Below are 19,266 nucleotides of genomic sequence, written 5' to 3' on the forward strand. Positions count from 1 at the left end.
ATCAGCTAGGTTCAAAACCCTTTAAAGAGAGTAACGTTCCTTTTCTTTCTATTTCTTCTGCTAGCTTGGAAATTGTTTTATCCCTAAAATCGCTCAATAATTTTTTTTTGAAAGGAGATACAATGTAATGGGCAGGGCAGGGGTTCTCATCATTGCATTCGGAAAGACCTAAAAAACACTGATCCAGTTTATAGGTTCCATCAATACAGGATATGATATCCCAAACTGATTTCTCCCTGTTTTTTGGATCAAGAAAGAATCCACCACCAGGCCCCATGGCGGAGGATATCAATTTGTTGGCGGTAAGTTGTCTTAACAATTGCGCCAAAAAAGCTTTTGGAATCTCTATTTCATCAGCAATTTTTTTCACCCCTATTTTATGGGTCTTATCACTGTGTATTGCTAAATATAATATTGCCCTTATGGCATATTTGCAGGCATTGGAGAGCATCTAACTTTTTTAAGGGCCAAATATAATAAAAAGACCATTTTATACTCTATTATGATTTTTATCATTGTTGCCTTTGTGGGAGGTTCTTAATTTTCCCAGTTATATATTTATTTTCCTTGAACAGTGGGCTTAGTAGAAAAAATACAGCAATTAAAAAGAGAGAAAAACGCTATAATTCTGGCACATTATTACCAGCGTCCCGAAATACAGGAGGTTGCGGATTATGTTGGGGATAGTCTGGGATTGTCCCGAAAGGCTTCTGAGGTTGACGCGGAAATCATTGTATTTGCTGGGGTTCACTTCATGGCGGAAACGGCAAAAGTTCTCAACCCCACAAAGGAAGTTGTATTGCCAGATCTTACAGCAGGCTGTTCCTTGGCCGATTCTTGTCCACCAAAAGCTTTTGGAGCCTTTTTAGATGCTCATCCAAATCATATTGTAATTACCTATATCAACTGTTCGGCAGAAATAAAGGCAATGAGCGATTTAGTATGTACATCTTCAAACGCCCTAGAAATAGTACGGTCCGTACCAAAGGACAAACCTATTATTTTTGCGCCGGACAGGAACTTGGGCAAATATATCATCAAACAGACAGGCAGGGATATGTTATTGTGGGATGGTAGTTGTATTGTACACGAAGCATTTTGCATGGATAAGTTATTGGATCTGTACCAAAAAAACTTTGGTGCGGTAATTATTGCCCACCCAGAATCTGAAGAGCACATTTTAAAAACGGCTAAATATGTAGGCTCTACCGCCGGGATGATAAAATTTGTGAAAGAACATCCTAAAGAGAAATTCATAGTTGCCACTGAAGCTGGTATATTGCACGAGATGCGCAAGGCAGTCCCGGGCACAGAATTGATTCCAGCACCGATAGAGGAGGATAACACCTGTGCTTGTAGTGAGTGCAGCTATATGAAAGTCAACACACTTCAAAAACTATATGACTGTTTAAGGTATCAAAGCCCACAGATCGATGTACCTGAAGATATTAGAAAAAAGGCTCTTGTTCCGATTGAGCGGATGTTAGAGCGTTCAAATTAGGCATAAATGGTTTCGGTAGACTATCTCGTAATTGGTTCAGGAATTGCAGGATTGACATTCGCCATAAAAATTGCGGAAAAATTTCATGATAAGACAGTTCTCATGGTCACCAAGGCCGATGAAGAGGAATCGAATACCAAATATGCCCAAGGTGGAGTTGCCATCGTTTTGGACACCAATAAAGATTCTTTTGATAAGCATATAAGAGATACCCAAGCAGCTGGCGATGGCCTATGTGAAGCATCGGTTGTGGAAATGGTCGTCAAAGAAGGGCCAAAAAGACTTCAAAACCTAATACAATGGGGAATCGATTTTGATAGGAATGTCAAAGGTAATTTGAATTTAGGCAAGGAAGGAGGACATTCCGAGTCTCGCATTGTGCATCATAAGGACATCACGGGTTACGAGATAGAAAACGCATTGTTAAAGCGTGCCTATCAATTGTCCAATGTTACCATATTGAGCCATCATTTTGCAATAGACCTTATTACAGAGCATCACTTGCAGATTATGAATCCAGAACATATTTCTTGCTACGGTGCTTATGTTCTCAACCAAAAAACCGGAAACATAAAAACTATAAAAGCTGGTTCAACAATACTGGCTACTGGCGGTATCGGTAGAGTATATGGGCATACTACGAATCCTGCTATTGCAACAGGGGATGGCATTGCAATGGCCTACAGGGCAAAAGCACGAATTTCTGATATGGAATTTGTTCAGTTCCATCCAACGGCATTGTATAGTCTTGAGGAAGGTCAGTCCTTTTTGATTTCTGAAGCCGTAAGGGGTTTTGGTGCGTATCTGCGCAATAAGAACGGGGACAGATTTATGCTGGATTATCATGAGCGCGCAGAATTGGCATCTAGGGATATCGTTTCAAAAAGTATTGACAATGAACTTAAAAAAACTGGAGACGAACATGTGTATCTGGATTGTACCCACCTTGATATGAAAAAGTTCAAAGCGCATTTTCCAAATATTTATGAAAAATGTGCCGTACAACATATTGATATAGCAAAAGATTGGATACCAGTAGTTCCAGCTTCACACTACTTGTGTGGCGGTATTGTGGTGGATACAGATGGCAAAACCTCAATAAACAATCTTTTTGCATGTGGGGAGTGTTCCAGAACCGGATTGCATGGGGCAAACAGGTTGGCATCAAACTCCCTATTGGAAGCATTGGTCTATGCCCATAATATTTACGAATACCTTCAAGTTAATCCGACTTCACCAAGAGCAATATCTATTCCGGACTGGAACGATAAAGGAACACGTGTCTCTAAAGAGCATATTGTTATAACACATAATTTGAAGAAATTACAAGCTCTAATGCGTGACTACATAGGTATCGTACGCAGTAATCATAGATTATTGCAAGCTGCAAAACATTTGGATTTGATGTATAGGGAAATAGAGGAGTTTTATAATGGGGCAAAGGTAAACACGGCACTATGTGAATTGCGAAATATGATCAATGTCGCCCATCTAATAATTAGTCAATCACTCGACAGAAAGGATAACAAAGGCGGGTATTTTAATATGGATAATCTATAATTGCAAAAAAAGGTGTCATTTTGGGTTATAGTAATTGAAGAATAAAATGTGAGGATAAACGGCAGACAATGCACTTATAAGGCTGGTCTAAGAATTGATAATTTTTAGAAATGCATTTTTTTTCCTAGTGGCAAGCGGAATTTTACTCCCATCTTTCATTAGTAAAAAACCACCATCTCTTCCATCATATCTTAACAAATAGTCCAGATTGATTAAATACGATTGGTGACATCTGAAAAATTGTTCGTTTGATACTATACTTTCATATTCTTTTAAGCCCTTAGATACCAAGAGACTTTCTTGATCATGAATATGGAAATGGGTATAACTCCCATTGGCCTCCAAATAGACAACATCACATATTGATACAATTTGAATACCATATTTGTCTTTTAGGACCAATTTTGTAGGAGCTTTTTGATGGTCAGTGGTATTAACAATTAGAGTTTGTATCTTTTCCAAGGTTTTATGATTTAAGACCTCTGATTTTGCCTTTTTAATAGCTTCAATTAGTTCATCTGGATCAATAGGTTTTAAAATATAGTCCAATGCACTGTGTTTTATAGCCCTAAGCGCATATTTTTCGTGAGATGAAATAAAAATCACTTGAAAATTAATTTCCGGTAACTTTTTTAATAAATCGAATCCATTACCATCTGGCATCTCAATATCCAAAAACACCAATTGGGGTTTTTGTTCGATGATCAGTTGTATTCCTTCAGCTACGGTAGCGGCTTCTCCCAATAGTTGAATATGAGGGCAATATTCCTGAATTAGATTTGCAAGACTTCTTCTGGCCGCTGGATTATCGTCTATTAGTATTGCCTGCATTTATATGTATTGATATGGTAAATTAAAGATTACTTGAGTACCCTGGGAAAGATTTTTGATATTAAAAGTGATTTCTTTCTTCTGCATTCTTCTATACAGGTCAATTCGCTCTTCAGTAATTTTTATGGCGTGGGATATATAATCTTTTTGTTTAAGTTTCATCGTTTCTTCCACACCTTCTCCATTATCAGAAATATTTAGGATCAAACTATCTTTTTGTATGGAAAAATGAATATGGATGGTGGCGTTCTTTTTGATAGACGTGATTCCGTGCTCAATGGCATTTTCTATAAATGGTTGAGCAAACATGGGCGGTATCGTAATTTCTTCAGGATTTAGATCCTTTTCCAGTTCAATGTTAAAAGCAAAAGGGTGTTCTCTTTTCAGGTTTTGTATACTTAGGTAGTTTTCTAACATGTTTATCTCTTGATCAAGAGGGATGAGTTCGTTTCTCGAATTATCAAGTACTTGTCTAATTAACTTGGAAAATTTCATAAGGTATATACTGGCTTGCTTTGCGTCACCCTGATTCATATAGTCCTGTATGGAAGTCATTGCATTAAAGATAAAGTGTGGGTTCATTTGTACCCGCAACAGGTTTTGTTCTATATTTTGCGCCTTTTGTTTTAATTTTAATTGTTTCTGCCTGCTAACCAAGAATAAGATTAGTCCAACTAAAATTGTCAATACGACCACAACTGCAAGGATGGTCTTGTTAAAATCTGCTTGTTTCAGTTTTAAGGATTGGATAGAAGCTTGTTGGGCCAAGCTTTTAATTTCCTGTTCTTTTTTCTCTGTTTCGTATTGAATTTGTAGCTGTGAAAGTTGTTTTGTTTTTTCTTTTCCTAAAAGCGTGTCGTACATTACATGGTACAACTCATACGATTTGAGTGCGGCTTTATAATCGCCTAAAGCGCTTTGGGTTTTGGTCAGGTTTTCAGATGCAATTTGTGTTTCTTTGAGAAGACCTGTTTCTCTAGATTTTAAAACGGTTTCTTTTAGGATTTTTTCTGCTTCCCGATATCTTTTTAATTCAAACAAACATTCACCCAATAGGTTCATTCCTGAAATAGAAATATCCGTAGTTGCTATATTATTGCTTATGTCTATTCCTTTTTTTAAAAACGGGATGGCTTCATTGTATTTTTTTTCTGCTAAAAAATTTTCACCAATATTGATCTGGGCGATTGCCACCCCTCTTTTATCGCCCAATTCTTTTTGTAATTCTAATGCATTTAATTGATAATCATAGGCTTTTACGTAATCTTTTAATCCACTGTAGGCTATTCCAATATTTGAATAATTTGTAGCAATTCCTTTTTTATCATTGATCTCCTCTCTAATACTTAATGACTTCAAGTGATACTTTAATGCTGATTGATAATCATTTTGTTCGTGATATAACCCGCCAATGTTATTGTAGTTGTTTGCAATATATTTTTGATTTCCTAATGCTTCACTGACTTTTAAGGATTCAAAATAATATTTTAATGCTTCGGGATAATTACCAGACATTTTATGAATGATACCAATGTTGGCATAACTCCCAGCAATATAATTTTTGTTGCCGCTTTCTAAATCAATTTGCAATGTTTTGTTGTAGTAATCTAAAGCATCGATATAATTCCCCTGTAATTTATATACTAAACCAAGATTTGTATAACTACTGGCCAAGCCAGTATCAATTTCATGTTCTTGTTGAATTTTTAAAGCTTTTTTATAAAAATCAATGGACATATCATATTGTCCCATATTTTTATGTATCATGCCCATACCATTGAACGCATTTGCTATTCCTGAATAATATTTTGATTCCTCCGAATATTTTAAGGACAGTTCAAATGGTTTAATTGCTTCTTGATAAGGGGCGCCATGTTGTATTTTGCCCCATCCTATTTCGTAATATGCATCGGCTATACTCTCTGGAAAATCTATTTCTTCAGCTAGAGTTATTGCTTTTTCTGCATACATAGCGGTTTTGGCAGAATCCAAGTAAGCGTGTTCTTCCGCTAACAGTATATATAGATCGATTTTTTCTTTTTTTGGGATTTTGGAATCGATCCTTTTTAATATTGAATCTACCTTTTCATCGCTTTGCGAAAAACCATAAAGGTTTAATAAACAGCCTAAAGCAAATAGTAAAGTCTTTTTCATGTCTGGTAAATGATAAATCGAAATATGATTGGGATTATTGGCACCTATGGTTTATAAAGCTCATGTAGGGTATTAAGAAGTCCACAAATGTAATGAGTTATAACATTTGATAGTTAAAAGAGATAATGAAAATTAAGACTTACATGCTTGTGGAATATTGTTGAAATAGCGAATAACTAACGATCAAGGACAAATATTTCATTTTTACGGACGAATGAAAAACAACATTATTTCTCACTAGGTATCTTGTTAGGTTTGTACTTCTTTAAAGCTATAAAACGGAATTAATCAAATTGTTGCGGTTTCATGCTTGGAACTTGGTCTAAGATCGTATATGGGCTTTGTGCCCAAGCAAAGGATTCTATATAAAGTTGTCTCAACATGACTAATTTTACGATACAATACATCATTGACCAGATAGTTTCCAATGAAAAAACGGTAGAGGAGATCAGTACATATCTTCCCTTGTATCTTCATATTAATGATGCGGATAACTTTAAACCAATAGCATTCTGCCCCAAGCTAATGGGGGGGTTTGATATTGCCAAAGAAGACCTCCAAACTCGTGGTGCACTTATTCTTGCCCAAAGTGTACATGTTTCAGATTTGCAAAATGCTGTTCGCCTTAACGAAAATTACCTCAAAAATTCTGATCAACAACATCATGTTGAGTTTGCCCAGCGTATTCATTATGCCCCAACTCAGTTTTCTTCAACTTTTTACACGATTGGTAAAGTCGTGGACAAAAGAATAGTGAATATGAGCATACCCATTGATTCTCTTGGGATACTCAATAATTTGGTGATGTATTTTTTTGAAGAGGCCGATTATATAAAACGGCATCAGTATAAGTATGATTTGTTAAGTTCTAGGGAATTGGAGGTTGCTGGCTTGTTTGGTAAAGGATATAGCGCTTCTGAAATTGCCACTTTTCAAAAAATATCTACGAATGCAGTAAAAAAATATCGGAAAAACATCTATCGAAAGATTGAGGTCGACAATTACTTTGCACTCTATCATTTTTGTAGGGTGTTCAATCTGTTATAAAGCTATATCGCCCAATGGAAAAGCTTGCTTTGGATATTTTAGAAGTTGTGATTAAAGACCCTGACCAACTGCCGCAAAATTTTTACGGCATATATGCTGTTTTTTCAAAAACTGGAAGTGTGGATTATATACATCCAAGTGCTTTTAATGTCTTCAATGATTCTTTTGAAACAATGGGGAAGGGACCAAATGCCTTTTTAAAATATATGCCCAAAGAAGATAGAGTTGAATTTGTTAAACGCATCCTGAGCGTTGATAGGGAAAAATCATGTGTACTGCAGAGCGTTCAAAAAGTGCTGACTGAAAAAAGTGCTATTTCGTACTTGGTGACCTTAAAATGGTGCGTATATAAAAATTGCTGGTGTTTTTTAGGCTATCCTATAAATTATACTTTCAAATTTGAACTTCTTATCAACAAGGAAAAGTACAAGCAACAGTTTACAAGAAAGAAGATACATATATTGGGAAAGTTGTCACAACGTGAATTAGAAGTGCTCAAAATGGTATACCAGGGCTGTAGTGCCACTGAGATTGCCCAACATATGTTTTTATCTCCCCATACTATAGAAAAACATAAAAAGAACATTTACAAAAAATTGAAAATCAGCAACAAAAAGGAGTTGGCCGATTTCTGTTTTAATTTTAGCCTTACTGACTTCTATCTATTTTCCAATCAATAAGCCACTAAAATATACCCAAAAAGGGTACTGTTTCTGCATATATGCATAAAATACCTTTGTGCCAGAACAAATATGAAATGGAACTGTAAGGCAAACATGTTCCTTTTTTGTATTTGTTATTTTTTTTTAACCCAAATAATCAAAAAATGATAAAAAGACCATTTTATGTATTTGCCCTATCGCTTGCCATAATCTCCAGCTCTTGCTCTAAAGATGAAGAGCCTGGAAATTCTGCGGAAACAAAAACAACAAAAATTCCTGATGATGCATTTGAAAAGGCATTGATATCCCTTGATCTGGATGATAAAGAGGATAATCTTGTTAAAACAAAGAATATTGAAAAATTGACCTCTTTGGATATTGGCAACAAAGCAATTGAAGACCTGACCGGTATCGCTGATTTTAAGGCTTTAAAAACCTTAAAGGCCTCTGGCAATAAAATCAGTGATGTGGATTTATCCAAGAATGTCAATCTTGAACAAGTGGACTTGGCCAAGAATTTACTTTCAAAAATTGATCTTGTCAATAATACCAAATTAAAGACGTTGGATTTGAGGGAAAATCAAATTGCTTCGATAAACCTTTCTGTTAATACAGCTTTGGAATCCCTTGATGTAAGTGCCAATAAGTTGACTGTACTTGATTTAAGTAACAATACGGCATTGACCAGTGTCTCATTGGCCGCGGATGATCAGGTTAGGTGTATTCAATTAGCTTCAGTCGAAGAAGTTGAAAAAGCTGTAAAGAAGGAAGGAAGGTATGCCAATTGGAAACTATTGAACAATCCTGGTTTGTCCACCTATTGTGAAGCGGTCGTTTCTGCAATTGTGGAGATTCCGGATGCTAACTTTGAAAAGGCACTTATTGAATTGAATATAGATGATGTTGAAGATGGCAAAGTTAGGCGGTCCAAGGTAGTAAAGGAGGAGATACTTGTCATTGACAACAAAGAAATTACAGACTTGACAGGTATCGAAGCTTTTACAGGACTAAAAGTTCTTGCTGCCAGTAATAATAAATTAAAGACTGTAGACCTGAGCAAAAACCTAAAACTAGAAGAACTATTACTTGACAAAAATCAAATAGAAACAATTGATTTAACGGCTAATGTGGCTTTAAAAGGGCTTTCGATGAACGAAAACCTCTTTAAAGTTGTTGATGTGACAAAAAACACGGCACTTGAAACCCTTAGACTCTGGGATAACCAATTGGAGACGATAGACTTGACCAAAAACAGGCTGCTCAAAGTGCTTTTCTTGACCAATAACCCGTTAACCAATCTGGACCTTTCACAAAATGTAGCGCTTAACTTGGTAAATACATTTAATGAGCGAGGTGTTTTTTTGAGCTGTATTACACTTGGGTCACAGGTCGATGTAGATATGGCGAATAAGTTCCAAGGAAGGTTTTCAACTTGGAGCATTAATGCGGTAACAGGTTATGCAGTGGATTGTACTGGTTTTGATGAGGTGACTATTTATGATGTGGAGTTTGAACGTTTCTTAATAAGTGAGGGATACGATGATGTTCAAGATGGTAAGCTCACTCGGTTAAATGTCGCTAATGTGGACAAATTGGAAATAAACAATTTACCAATTACAGACCTAAGGGGTATTGAAGCTTTTAAGAGTCTTAGAGAGCTTACAATTACTGCGATTCCAGATCTAAAGACCTTAAGTTTTTCTGGTGGGAAACCGCTGCCTATATCTAGGCTGTCAATATTTACCTCAGGATTTACCTCTTTGGATTTGAGAGAGTTGTACGGGCTAAGAGAACTAGAAATCAATAGCAACAACAATTTGGCGTCTATTCAATTGAATGAAGAGAACAATATTCTGGACAAAGTAAGAGTAGATAACAATGCGCTAACCAAGTTTGATCTTTCCATACTACCGCGGTTGCGCACCTTTTGGGCACGTGCCAATGGGTTTACAAGATTGGATTTCAGTAATAACCCAGAATTGCTAAATGTAGATTTGAATAACAGTAAAAATTTAACCAATTTAGATTTCAGCAATAACCTTAAGTTAGAGGTATTGAATGCCGTTGGTTCTGGCTTAACCAGTGTCAACTTGTTGAAAAACACAGAATTAAAAAGATTAGAGCTAAGTTTCAGTAAGCTTAACGGGATTATAGGTCTCTATAACTGTAAAAAGCTTGAAAGGTCATATCTTGAAGGTAACCCCGATCTTTCCTGTATCATTGTGGCACCAGAACTTGTAGATGATATTAAAGCTGGAAATGGTGTGTACAGCGATTGGAGAAAAGATACGACAGCCATTTATATAACTCCAAATGATCCTTGTAATTAATGACAATACCCTTCAAAAGGAAAGTACTGGCCAATAGGTGTTGTATGTCAAATACTGGTTTGTAAATTATGGGGGTTTTCTAAGAAAACCCCCATTAAATATTTTCAGTACTATTACTCTATTGGTGCAGCTCTTGCAGAAAAAATTTGAGTATATGGCCGGCATGTTAATCTCATACAATTTTTATTGTTCTAACTCGCCTATTTTTACCTTAAATTTATTTTCTATAATTAAGAATTAAGGGCAAAGCACCAAAAAAGAATCAATAAAACATACAACTATGCGACTTCCCATTCTATTATTAAGCCCATTCATCTTTCTCAATATATACGGACAAACTGAGTCAGATGAAAAGCTCAAATACCTCAAACAAAAACCGCCATCAACAACTCCAGAAGTTTTTGCACCTGATTTTATTTCCAAAAAAGGTGAGTATGAGTTCGGGTCCGTTTTTAATAAGTATGCTACTGAATTTTTTTATGGTGTAAATGTTAATGGAAAGGAAGAGATTCGATATTCCAAACTAAACGGAGAACGTTGGAGTGAACCTAGAACAATCTTATCCCATAAAAAATATGGCTATAACGACCCATTTCTTTCGCCAAATGAGGATAGACTCTACTTTATCTCCCAAAGAACCTTGGATGGATTGGATAAAAAGGATGATTACGACATTTGGTATGCAGAAAGGGTAGGGGATACATGGTCTGAACCCATTAATGCAGGCCCTAACATCAACTCAAACCAAGACGAATATTATATTTCATTCACCAACAACGGCACAATGTATTTTTCGTCAAATAAGAATGGGTCTAGCTTTGATATCTACGCTTCAAAAGTGGTTAATGGAGAATTCCAAAAGGCCATTCGACTAAGCGACGCAATCAATACCTCGGCCTATGAAGCGGATGTATTTATTGACCCTAACGAATCCTATATTATTTTTTGTGCTATAAGAAAAGATGGGCTAGGTCAAGGCGACCTATATATTAGCTTTAAAAATCCAGATGGAACCTGGTCTGAATCTAGTAACATGGGCGAACGTATCAATACTCAAAATCATGAACTTTGCCCATTTGTCAGCAAAGATGGAAAGTATTTTTTCTACACGAGTAATAAGGACATTTATTGGGTTGACGCTAAAATTATTGAGAGCTTTAGAGGTAAAGAATAAAAATCGTAACACAAAAGTTCTACAGGACCAATACTTTAGGATGTTCTAATCTTGGAATTGACTTCAGAAATAATTTGTTCTTAATGGGTAAGATTGAATTCAGTTACTTTGGTCAATCCATAAAATCCCACACCCTCGCATTAGGCAATTATATTGTTTATATTTAACTATACATATCGATACGAACAAAAAACTATGATAGAGTTGTCAAAAACCTTCTTATCTGTATTACTACTTTTTACAGCAACTACTTTAGTCGCCCAAAACGCTTTTCAAAAGAACTTTTACGATGAAACGCGATTATCCAAAGAACATATGCGAATCGATTTTAAGGATGAAGCAGGGAACGAGGGATTTCTACCCATTTCTATACTTAAAGGTAAGATCGAGGGACCTGTATTCACTATCGTTGCTGGGGTTCATGGCTATGAATATCCTCCAATAATGGCTACGCAGAAATTAATGGAAGAAATTGATTTGAAACAACTAAAAGGGACCCTAATTGTTATTCCGATTGCTAATATTGCATCATTTTTTACCCGAACCCCTTTCATTAACCCTCAAGATAAAAAGAATTTGAACAATGCCTTTCCAGGAAAAGAAGATGGCAGCATTACAGAACAAATAGCACACTTTATTACTGCCAATATTATTCCTGTTAGTGATGTTTTTCTTGATGTTCATGGCGGTGATGCCTGTGAAGACCTAATACCGTTTGTATGCTACTACGATAATAAAAAGAAGCCAGAACAAACAGCATTGGCCAAGAAACTTTCTGAAAACAGTGGATTTGAATATGTAGTTTCCTATCCGTATACGATATCAGATACCGAAGCGGCAAAGTATACCTTCAAACAAGCGGTTCAGGATGGAAAAACAGCTTTAAGTATTGAATGCGGTAAACTGGGCAATGTACAGGAAGAGAATGTTAACCTGATCAAAAAGGGAGTGTACAATATGCTTTCCACTATGCAGATGTATGCCAAAGGCACAGGACCTCATTCAAATATTATATACCGTAATAACCAAACCTATATCAAATCTAATGTACAAGGTATCTTTTATAGCGATTATAAAGCAGGTGATACAGTTAAAAAAGACGAGATTGTAGGCTACACTACGGACGAATTTGGGATTGTTCTTGAAGAATACAAAGCTCCAAAAGATGGTATCATCCTATACAAACTGGCTACGCCACCAATAAATAGTGATGATACTGTAATGTGCATTAGCGCTAAAACAGATGATTAAAAAAATTTAAGCTTAAGTAAACAAATTCATCAAACTATTAATGAAAAATAGCTTTATCATACTGCTTCTTTTGTATTTCCTAATAGGATGCAAGAATGAGGAGTTCACCCATCGGGAAACGGTCACTAAATATTATACTGCAAGAAATGCAAGTGACTTTGATGCACTAAGAGTCCTTCTAAGCGATAGTTTAACGACTGTTTCGGGAGATTACGTCATGCCTTATGACCATGATAGTTTCTACGAAGTGTTTAAATGGGACTCCATTTTTGGAACGTCTTACAAATTGATTGAACTAGAAGAAAAAGACAACAAAGCCATAGCTATGGTGACCTTAAATTCGGATCGTCTTAAATTTTTAAAAAACGGTCCTATGACATGTCAATATCAAATCTCTTTTGAGTCTGGAAAAATATCGAAAATCGAAGAATTGGAATGTAAAGATGCAGATTGGGATATTTGGAGAAAACAAGTGGATTCCTTGGTGGTTTGGGTCAACAGAAACCACCCTGAACTCAATGGTTTTATTCATGATATGACGATGAACGGAGCAAAAGATTATCTTAAGGCAATCAAGTTATATAAAGCTGATAAAAACGCTTTGTAGCAAAATAAATGCCCTATTCTTTTACCTCTTTCGAAAACTTTTGACAATAAAGCAGTCTTTTAGGAACTTTAATCTAGTTTGAATGTGAATTGGAAAGACTATAAAATGTAGCTTGGACATAATCTGTTGCATCACCAGTATTATTTTGATTATAAACCCCGGCCTTAAAATACATATACTGCCCACCAACATCGTAACCACTGGTTGTCATATCTACATATTGCTCAACATCTTCCTTTCCTTCCCTGCTAATGGTCACCCACATGTCATTACCAACGACCTTTATCGCGTAACTGAATTTTTCGTCAAGGGCGATTCCATCCGATGGATTATCGGCACTGCTTGAGCGACTTCCGATTATTTCGTACCAAAATTCATCATCGGCATTCTCCTCATGGGCTATGTAAATAGAACCCAAGTCATTATTGGGAAGTTTACGATAATATAGACGTACGGGTTCATCATCGTTTGCATGTATTTGCCCTACGATAACACGGCCTACCTGATTGCTACTCCCTGTAGTTGTTACATGGTTTACGGCTAAGGTAGCCTTCAATTCACCATCATAGCCGCCTGCCGCAGAAATATCCGATTGCGGGGCACTGCCAAAGACCCAATTGTTTTTGTTTACCCCTTTCGTTGGTATGGAAGTGTTTCCAGCGCGTAACATTTCCCGTAGTTCTGTCCGTACATAGCTTGTGTTCACAGATGTCTTAAATCCTTCAACGGGACATTTGAATACCATACCGCCATCATCGGCTGTATAGAAATACGCTGGGTCTTCGTAACCGTTGTTCAGGTCATTTTCACTTATGGTATCTGCGGTACCGCTATTATCCGTATCGGTTGGGATACTGATATTCCAAGTTGATAAATTAAAAATATCCGACGGTGGAACACTGGAATCTGAGTCGGTATCAGAATCATCATTTGCATTGTCATCTTGCGTTCCATCGGTATCACCATCTGGTGCCTCATCAGTGTCCACTTCATCGTCATTTGTGGCATCGCTGCTGGAATCATCCACTATTTCTGGTTCTTCTACAGGCGAATTACTTGAACTGCAAGCAGTGACCACAACGAGTGTTAAAAAACTAAATATAAAATAATATGATGTAGGTAAGGGAAACAATTGCTTTTTCATAAGTAGTATCAAAGATAAAAGATCAGTTTAAAAATACATACGGACAACTTCACTTCATAGCATTTTTGCTGCTTTATCAAAAAAAATGAAACACAACCGCAAGAAGTAGTGTAAAAAAGCATCTAATGTTACATAACATTCTTTTTTAATTAAAAAAATATGAAAATGAAGTATCCAACAATAACATCTTTCCTTCTTTCAGGAGCTATTCTTTTTATGTTGTCATGTAGCAGTGATGCTGAAAATACAGATGACACAGATAATACTGACGATACCGATGATATATCTGATGCAGTAAGTACACCATTATCGGCATTTGATGAATTTAATCCTGATGCGGTGACCGTATCATACGATGGAGATGAAATTACCATTGAATCAAATGGTATACCCAACCATACATCACCCTACTGGGAGGAGACAGCCCCTCTATACATCGAACCCGTAGTTGCAATACGCCAGACACCTGGTCGTATTGGTGGCGATCGTAGCTATTCCTTAACCGTATCCTCTGCCCCGGAATTGGCAGCTTCGAGCACAGCGACTGGATTAGGTGCCATTGGTATTTCCGTAACGGGAGTTCCTATCTTCAATGATTTAGAAGGGGACAGTAGACCTATAGAAGAAGAAATTGCTCAAACATTCGATTATGCAGGGGCCCACAATGGCCCTTCTGGTTATCACTACCATATCGAATCTTCCGATATCCCCGAGAATACTACACTTTCCTATGATGATGAAAAATTGATAGGTATTATGGCGGATGGGTTTTTATTATATGGAAGAAGGGAAGCGGATGGTTCTTACCCCACGGATCTAGATGAATCGGGAGGACATTTTGGAACGACCCCACACAGCGACGGGGAGATTATTTATCATTATCACATTGTCAATGAATTTTATTTTGGGAGCATAATCGCGCTTTTTGCTGGAGATTTGCAAGGTACTCCCAATACTATTATGTAGGCAACACGTTTAAGTGAGACCATCCATCATTTTTTTGACTTAGGACCTCTTTTTTTGGATGAATCACTGAAATTTAAAATATTGAAATGAAAATATTTTTTTGGTCGCTTTTGTCTTTAAGCATTCTGTTCATGGGATGTTCTGAACAAAAAAGAAAATCATCGTTAGGCAATAGTGCTGACCTTGTATTGAAGGTTCCCGATACACTGATCGAAAAATCGGCCCTGGAATACAATCACAAAACATCGATATGGACATTGAGTGGTATACCCTATTCCGGATTTGCTGTAAGTTATTATCCAGATAATACGCTAAAGGAAAAGTTTGGGATTTTAAATGGAAAAAAGCAAGACAACTTTATTCAATGGTATCCCGATGGGCATTTTAAAAATGTTGCAGCGTATGACAAAGGGAAATTACATGGAGAGAAAAAAATATGGTCGCAAGATTCGGCACACGTTCTGATTGCCCATTACAAGTATCATACGGGTAAGCCACATGGAGAGCAAATAAAATGGTATCCCACAGGTGAACTTTTCAAAAAAATGAATTTGAACAGGGGGAAAGAAGAAGGTCTACAACAGGCATTTAGAAAAAATGGTGCGCTCTATGCCAATTACGAAGCGTGGGAAGGAAGAACCTTTGGCCTGAAAAAAGCAAAACTTTGTTATTCCTTAGAGGATGAAAATATTCAATATAAAAAGCGGTTGTAGCTTCTTTTGATTGACAAAAAAAACCTTCACACCTTTTATTGGATACACAAGTTTTGAACAAAAGGTTACATGGGAGGGTGAGATTTTTACTGCCAAGGACAAAACCTAAAACATTTAGGGTCAAAAAGGGTATGACGGTAAGCAATTACAATGAATTAAAGGATCAAAATACCTACGTTGGGCTTCCCATTGGTTAGTATTGTTTTGATATTTACTATTTTGAATGCCGATTGGAATGACCTTTCAAAATTGCTTTAAGATTCAAAAAAAGATTGACACTATATGAACCTAAACCAAATAACTGTTCCTTCATTGGATTTGACACGATCAATCCCTTTCTATGAAAAATTGGGACTACGATTGATTGTGAAATCCTTTCCCCATTATGCAAGATTTGAATGTCCTGATGGAAACTCAACTTTTTCAATTCACAAGACCGAAGAACTGCCAAAAGGAGAAGGAATCTATATTTACTTTGAATGTAAGAATCTAGATGAACATGTGAAAATGCTCAAGGAAAACGGTATTAAATTTGATCTAGAGCCTACTGACCAAAGATGGTTATGGAGGGAGGCAAGACTAAAGGATTCGGATGGAAATCAACTCGTATTGTTCTATGGTGGCGATAACAGGCTGAATCCACCTTGGAGAATAGCAAGCAAATAGTGTAATTATGTAAGTTTAGGAATTAAAATTAGAAACCTAAGTCGATTAAAGCTCATTAGATTACCTGTGCAAAACTCAATAATATGGTATTAAGTTTTATGAGAACATTGCGGTTCGCGAGAAAACTTCAGAGCTCCCTAATCTTCATATTACGGAACCAAGAATCAAAATACCAATTTTGAAGTGCAATTTTGCCCTGGGTTGCTTTTCCAAAACCAGCCATATCCTTAAAGTTTGAAGCAGCAATTTTAGTCCTCCAATCTGATGAGGTCAAATCTTCTTTAGCGGTAAGCTTTCCGTTTAGATAGAACTTAATATTTCCATTTTGTTGAATGATTTTGCCCGTATTCCACTGTCCAGTAGCTTTTGCCTCAACATTGTTTAACTGTGGTGATAATCCCCACAGACAGCCTGATCGTTTCAGAGGTGTTTTGGTATCCATGTGGCTCGGTTCCAATAATTGATATTCCGGGCCAGTCTTATAGGTGGCACTATGGTCAGGAGATTCCTGTACATTGATAAAAACACCACCATTTCCCCTAAACGACATTTGCCATTCAAACACCAATTCATAGTTTTCGTATTCCCTATCGGTGACCAAATCCCCAAACACTCTGCTTTCATCGGTAGCATTACAAAAAAGGGTGCCATCCCGTACTTCCCAGGCAGAAAATCCAGTAGAATCTGGGTTGTTGTAAAGGTGCCAACCATTTAAGGTCTTGCCGTCAAAAAGCAATGCCCAGCCCTGTTCTTTTTCAATACCCAATAGCTCATTGTGTACTTGGTTTTCCATGGCCCACTTTTTGGTCCGCCAAGTTTGAACCTCAGATTTTTTATCGATTCTGCAAGAAACCAAAAGGAGTAGAAAAATTAGTGAACCAAAAAAGACATTCTTGACCATATTTTGTTTTAAGCGCAAAAGCTACAAAAAACTCTTAAGTTGAAGAAAAAGCCTAATTTTTTTAAGGTTTTCATGTAGTAGTTTTTCTAAGATAATTTCTAAATTGAAACAATTCAGATGTTGGAATTGCTGGGTCTTCCTTCAAAAATAACCAAACCTGTTATAACAGTGACTTAACGCTTACTACCCACTCAAAGTTTGGACAATCTGGATGTTTTATTAATTTAAATTCAAAGTAAAAAGTTATGGCGAAGTATATTATGTCTAACAGGAGAGCAGGTAAATTTCAAGACTCTGAAAAAAGAGCTTCTAGGGATTCACTTGAATCCGTTAAAACAAGTAATTTCATGCTAGGTTCAAGTATAATCAAGGAAAATACACCTAAACATGAGACCTCTCGAAAAACAGTAGTTTTTGAAGCAGAGCCAGCAGAAATGACAGCAAAAATGAGTAATCTTCCAAATGATGTCATGGTAGAACCTGAAATCTTACATTACAATGATTCCATAAGGCCTATGGATTTTCTCTTGAGCGATCGTAACGAGCTGTCAGGACCAGTAGAGTTCGGTAATATTAAAGAAGTAACAGTAACAGTTAGGGGAGGGGGCACTCCTTTAGAGGGTACTCAGGTTATACTTTTTCTTCGTTCTCCTGAGAATGTTGGAAGACAAATTGAATTGGTAACGGACTCATCAGGAATAGTAAACTTTCAATTTTCCCACTTTTTTAATCCATCTGCGTTGATAGTAATTCCTGCAGGTGGCTTTTGGCCCATGGTTGTAAGGGGACCTCAAAGCACAGTAACCCTAACCATTCCAGCATTGCCTAAAGCTGCAACTTTCAAGGGGTGGTGGCACCGTCAAATGGGTATTAGTCGGTACGATCAGGACCTTGGACAAGGTATTGAAGTTGGTGTTATAGATACAGGAATTGGTCCTCACCAAAACTTGGCTCATGTCAATGATATAGGTGCTTTTATCGACGGAGGATTTGATTTTTCCGGTGGTGCGGATGTAGATTCACACGGAACGCATGTTAGTGGTAGTATTGGTGCAAGACCATTGGATGCGAACCAATATGGAGGAATTGCTCCTGGGGTAAACCTGCATTCTGCGCGGGTTTTCCCTAAAGGAGAGGGAGCCAATCAAGGTGATATCGCCAACGCTATAGATGAACTCTCAAAAGAAATAGGTGTTGACTTGATCAACATGAGTCTAGGTGCTTCTCAAGGCTCTGATATTGAAAGGGATGCTATCTTGGATGCCTTGGAAAGAGGAACACTTTGTATCTGTGCAGCAGGGAACTCCAATGGACCTGTGGAATTTCCTGCGGCCTTTTCAGAAACGATAGCTGTTTCTGCAATCGGGCTTCTTGGATGGGGTCCTTCTGGCAGCATGCCTTCTATACGCCTTCCACAAGATAGTGCCCGATTTGGTGACAATAATTTATATCATGCCAATTTTAGTTGTTTCGGCAATGAGATTTTTGCTTGTGGACCAGGAGTTGGGATCATTTCTACGGTTCCTGAACGATTTGGCTTGATTGCCCCATACGCGTCAATGGACGGAACTTCAATGGCTAGCCCCCTCGTATGTGGTGCTTTGGCTGCAATTCTTTCAAAATCAACCGAATATATTGCAATGCCAAGAAATAAGTCTAAAGCTTTAATGGCAAAGTTTCTACTCAGAAAAAATGCGCAGTCGATAGGAATGGACGCCATATATCAAGGAGAAGGAATGCCTAGCCTGTAAGCAGCAAA

The 19,266-nt window shown here is 37.1% G+C and carries 17 protein-coding genes; 12 read left to right on the forward strand and 5 right to left on the reverse strand.

All coding sequences use genetic code 11. The features are described from left to right. Position 1: 1 nt before the first annotated feature. Complete coding sequence (locus tag LV716_RS16360; RefSeq protein ID WP_163418849.1) at positions 2-451, reverse strand: Rrf2 family transcriptional regulator; 450 nt, start codon at positions 449-451, stop codon at positions 2-4. A gap of 123 nt (positions 452-574) precedes the next feature. Between LV716_RS16360 and nadA the strand changes: the two genes are divergently transcribed. Together nadA and nadB are read left to right on the forward strand one after the other, a co-directional pair. Next, a complete protein-coding gene (gene nadA / locus LV716_RS16365; RefSeq protein WP_163418850.1) occupies positions 575-1,501 on the forward strand; it encodes a quinolinate synthase NadA in 927 nt (308 codons plus the stop codon). A 6-nt stretch (positions 1,502-1,507) separates the two neighbouring features. Further along, positions 1,508-3,061, forward strand: coding sequence for an L-aspartate oxidase (gene nadB / locus LV716_RS16370; RefSeq protein WP_163418851.1), 1,554 nt, complete (start codon positions 1,508-1,510; stop codon positions 3,059-3,061). Between the two features lie 87 nt (positions 3,062-3,148). Here the strand turns inward: nadB and LV716_RS16375 are convergent, their stop codons facing one another. Together LV716_RS16375 and LV716_RS16380 are read right to left on the reverse strand one after the other, a co-directional pair. Next, positions 3,149-3,892 carry a LytTR family DNA-binding domain-containing protein gene (locus LV716_RS16375; RefSeq protein WP_163418852.1) on the reverse strand — a complete coding sequence of 248 codons (744 nt, stop codon included), beginning with the start codon at positions 3,890-3,892 and terminating at the stop codon, positions 3,149-3,151. Further along, on the reverse strand, positions 3,893-6,046 hold the full coding sequence (locus tag LV716_RS16380) for a tetratricopeptide repeat protein (protein WP_163418853.1): 2,154 nt from the start codon (positions 6,044-6,046) through the stop codon (positions 3,893-3,895). A 381-nt stretch (positions 6,047-6,427) separates the two neighbouring features. Here LV716_RS16380 and LV716_RS16385 point away from each other — a divergent pair, with 381 nt between their 5' ends. From LV716_RS16385 to LV716_RS16410, 6 genes are all read left to right on the forward strand, one after another. Continuing rightward, entirely contained in the window at positions 6,428-7,093 is a 666-nt protein-coding gene (locus LV716_RS16385) for a helix-turn-helix domain-containing protein (protein WP_163418854.1), read from the forward strand. 14 nt (positions 7,094-7,107) lie between these two features. After that, positions 7,108-7,773, forward strand: coding sequence for a response regulator transcription factor (locus tag LV716_RS16390; RefSeq protein WP_163418855.1), 666 nt, complete (start codon positions 7,108-7,110; stop codon positions 7,771-7,773). A 146-nt stretch (positions 7,774-7,919) separates the two neighbouring features. Next, positions 7,920-10,085, forward strand: a complete 2,166-nt coding sequence (locus LV716_RS16395; RefSeq protein ID WP_163418856.1) for a hypothetical protein — start codon at positions 7,920-7,922, stop codon at positions 10,083-10,085. Between the two features lie 280 nt (positions 10,086-10,365). After that, a complete protein-coding gene (locus LV716_RS16400; protein WP_163418857.1) occupies positions 10,366-11,259 on the forward strand; it encodes a PD40 domain-containing protein in 894 nt (297 codons plus the stop codon). 195 nt (positions 11,260-11,454) lie between these two features. Beyond that, positions 11,455-12,510 carry a M14 family metallopeptidase gene (locus LV716_RS16405; RefSeq protein ID WP_163418858.1) on the forward strand — a complete coding sequence of 352 codons (1,056 nt, stop codon included), beginning with the start codon at positions 11,455-11,457 and terminating at the stop codon, positions 12,508-12,510. Between the two features lie 40 nt (positions 12,511-12,550). Continuing rightward, on the forward strand, positions 12,551-13,117 hold the full coding sequence (locus tag LV716_RS16410) for a hypothetical protein (RefSeq protein ID WP_163418859.1): 567 nt from the start codon (positions 12,551-12,553) through the stop codon (positions 13,115-13,117). 73 nt (positions 13,118-13,190) lie between these two features. Here the strand turns inward: LV716_RS16410 and LV716_RS16415 are convergent, their stop codons facing one another. Further along, complete coding sequence (locus LV716_RS16415) at positions 13,191-14,261, reverse strand: polysaccharide lyase family 7 protein (RefSeq protein WP_163418860.1); 1,071 nt, start codon at positions 14,259-14,261, stop codon at positions 13,191-13,193. 165 nt (positions 14,262-14,426) lie between these two features. Here LV716_RS16415 and LV716_RS16420 point away from each other — a divergent pair, with 165 nt between their 5' ends. The 3 genes from LV716_RS16420 to LV716_RS16430 all read left to right on the forward strand — a co-directional run bounded on the left by LV716_RS16420 (position 14,427) and on the right by LV716_RS16430 (position 16,606). Beyond that, complete coding sequence (locus tag LV716_RS16420; RefSeq protein ID WP_163418861.1) at positions 14,427-15,227, forward strand: YHYH protein; 801 nt, start codon at positions 14,427-14,429, stop codon at positions 15,225-15,227. 86 nt (positions 15,228-15,313) lie between these two features. Beyond that, positions 15,314-15,940 (forward strand): toxin-antitoxin system YwqK family antitoxin, encoded by a 627-nt coding sequence (locus LV716_RS16425; protein ID WP_163418862.1) that lies wholly within the window; start codon positions 15,314-15,316, stop codon positions 15,938-15,940. A gap of 282 nt (positions 15,941-16,222) precedes the next feature. Further along, positions 16,223-16,606, forward strand: coding sequence for a VOC family protein (locus LV716_RS16430; RefSeq protein ID WP_163418863.1), 384 nt, complete (start codon positions 16,223-16,225; stop codon positions 16,604-16,606). Positions 16,607-16,733: 127 nt separating this feature from the next. Here LV716_RS16430 and LV716_RS16435 read toward each other — a convergent pair whose 3' ends face one another. Then, positions 16,734-17,399, reverse strand: coding sequence for a DUF1080 domain-containing protein (locus tag LV716_RS16435; protein WP_233759166.1), 666 nt, complete (start codon positions 17,397-17,399; stop codon positions 16,734-16,736). Positions 17,400-17,752: 353 nt separating this feature from the next. Here LV716_RS16435 and LV716_RS16440 point away from each other — a divergent pair, with 353 nt between their 5' ends. Then, complete coding sequence (locus LV716_RS16440) at positions 17,753-19,258, forward strand: S8 family serine peptidase (RefSeq protein WP_163418865.1); 1,506 nt, start codon at positions 17,753-17,755, stop codon at positions 19,256-19,258. The last annotated feature ends 8 nt before the right edge of the window (positions 19,259-19,266 follow it).

The organism is Flagellimonas sp. HMM57 (assembly GCF_021390175.1).
Classification (GTDB): domain Bacteria; phylum Bacteroidota; class Bacteroidia; order Flavobacteriales; family Flavobacteriaceae; genus Flagellimonas.

Coding starts and splice junctions, on each gene's coding strand:
- LV716_RS16360 (WP_163418849.1), bottom strand. CDS start 451: ATGCTCTCCAATGCCTGCAAATATGCCATAAGGGCAATATTATATTTA.
- nadB (WP_163418851.1), top strand. CDS start 1,508: ATGGTTTCGGTAGACTATCTCGTAATTGGTTCAGGAATTGCAGGATTG.
- LV716_RS16375 (WP_163418852.1), bottom strand. CDS start 3,892: ATGCAGGCAATACTAATAGACGATAATCCAGCGGCCAGAAGAAGTCTT.
- LV716_RS16380 (WP_163418853.1), bottom strand. CDS start 6,046: ATGAAAAAGACTTTACTATTTGCTTTAGGCTGTTTATTAAACCTTTAT.
- LV716_RS16385 (WP_163418854.1), top strand. CDS start 6,428: ATGACTAATTTTACGATACAATACATCATTGACCAGATAGTTTCCAAT.
- LV716_RS16390 (WP_163418855.1), top strand. CDS start 7,108: ATGGAAAAGCTTGCTTTGGATATTTTAGAAGTTGTGATTAAAGACCCT.
- LV716_RS16395 (WP_163418856.1), top strand. CDS start 7,920: ATGATAAAAAGACCATTTTATGTATTTGCCCTATCGCTTGCCATAATC.
- LV716_RS16400 (WP_163418857.1), top strand. CDS start 10,366: ATGCGACTTCCCATTCTATTATTAAGCCCATTCATCTTTCTCAATATA.
- LV716_RS16405 (WP_163418858.1), top strand. CDS start 11,455: ATGATAGAGTTGTCAAAAACCTTCTTATCTGTATTACTACTTTTTACA.
- LV716_RS16410 (WP_163418859.1), top strand. CDS start 12,551: ATGAAAAATAGCTTTATCATACTGCTTCTTTTGTATTTCCTAATAGGA.
- LV716_RS16415 (WP_163418860.1), bottom strand. CDS start 14,261: ATGAAAAAGCAATTGTTTCCCTTACCTACATCATATTATTTTATATTT.
- LV716_RS16420 (WP_163418861.1), top strand. CDS start 14,427: ATGAAGTATCCAACAATAACATCTTTCCTTCTTTCAGGAGCTATTCTT.
- LV716_RS16425 (WP_163418862.1), top strand. CDS start 15,314: ATGAAAATATTTTTTTGGTCGCTTTTGTCTTTAAGCATTCTGTTCATG.
- LV716_RS16430 (WP_163418863.1), top strand. CDS start 16,223: ATGAACCTAAACCAAATAACTGTTCCTTCATTGGATTTGACACGATCA.
- LV716_RS16435 (WP_233759166.1), bottom strand. CDS start 17,399: ATGGAAAACCAAGTACACAATGAGCTATTGGGTATTGAAAAAGAACAG.
- LV716_RS16440 (WP_163418865.1), top strand. CDS start 17,753: ATGGCGAAGTATATTATGTCTAACAGGAGAGCAGGTAAATTTCAAGAC.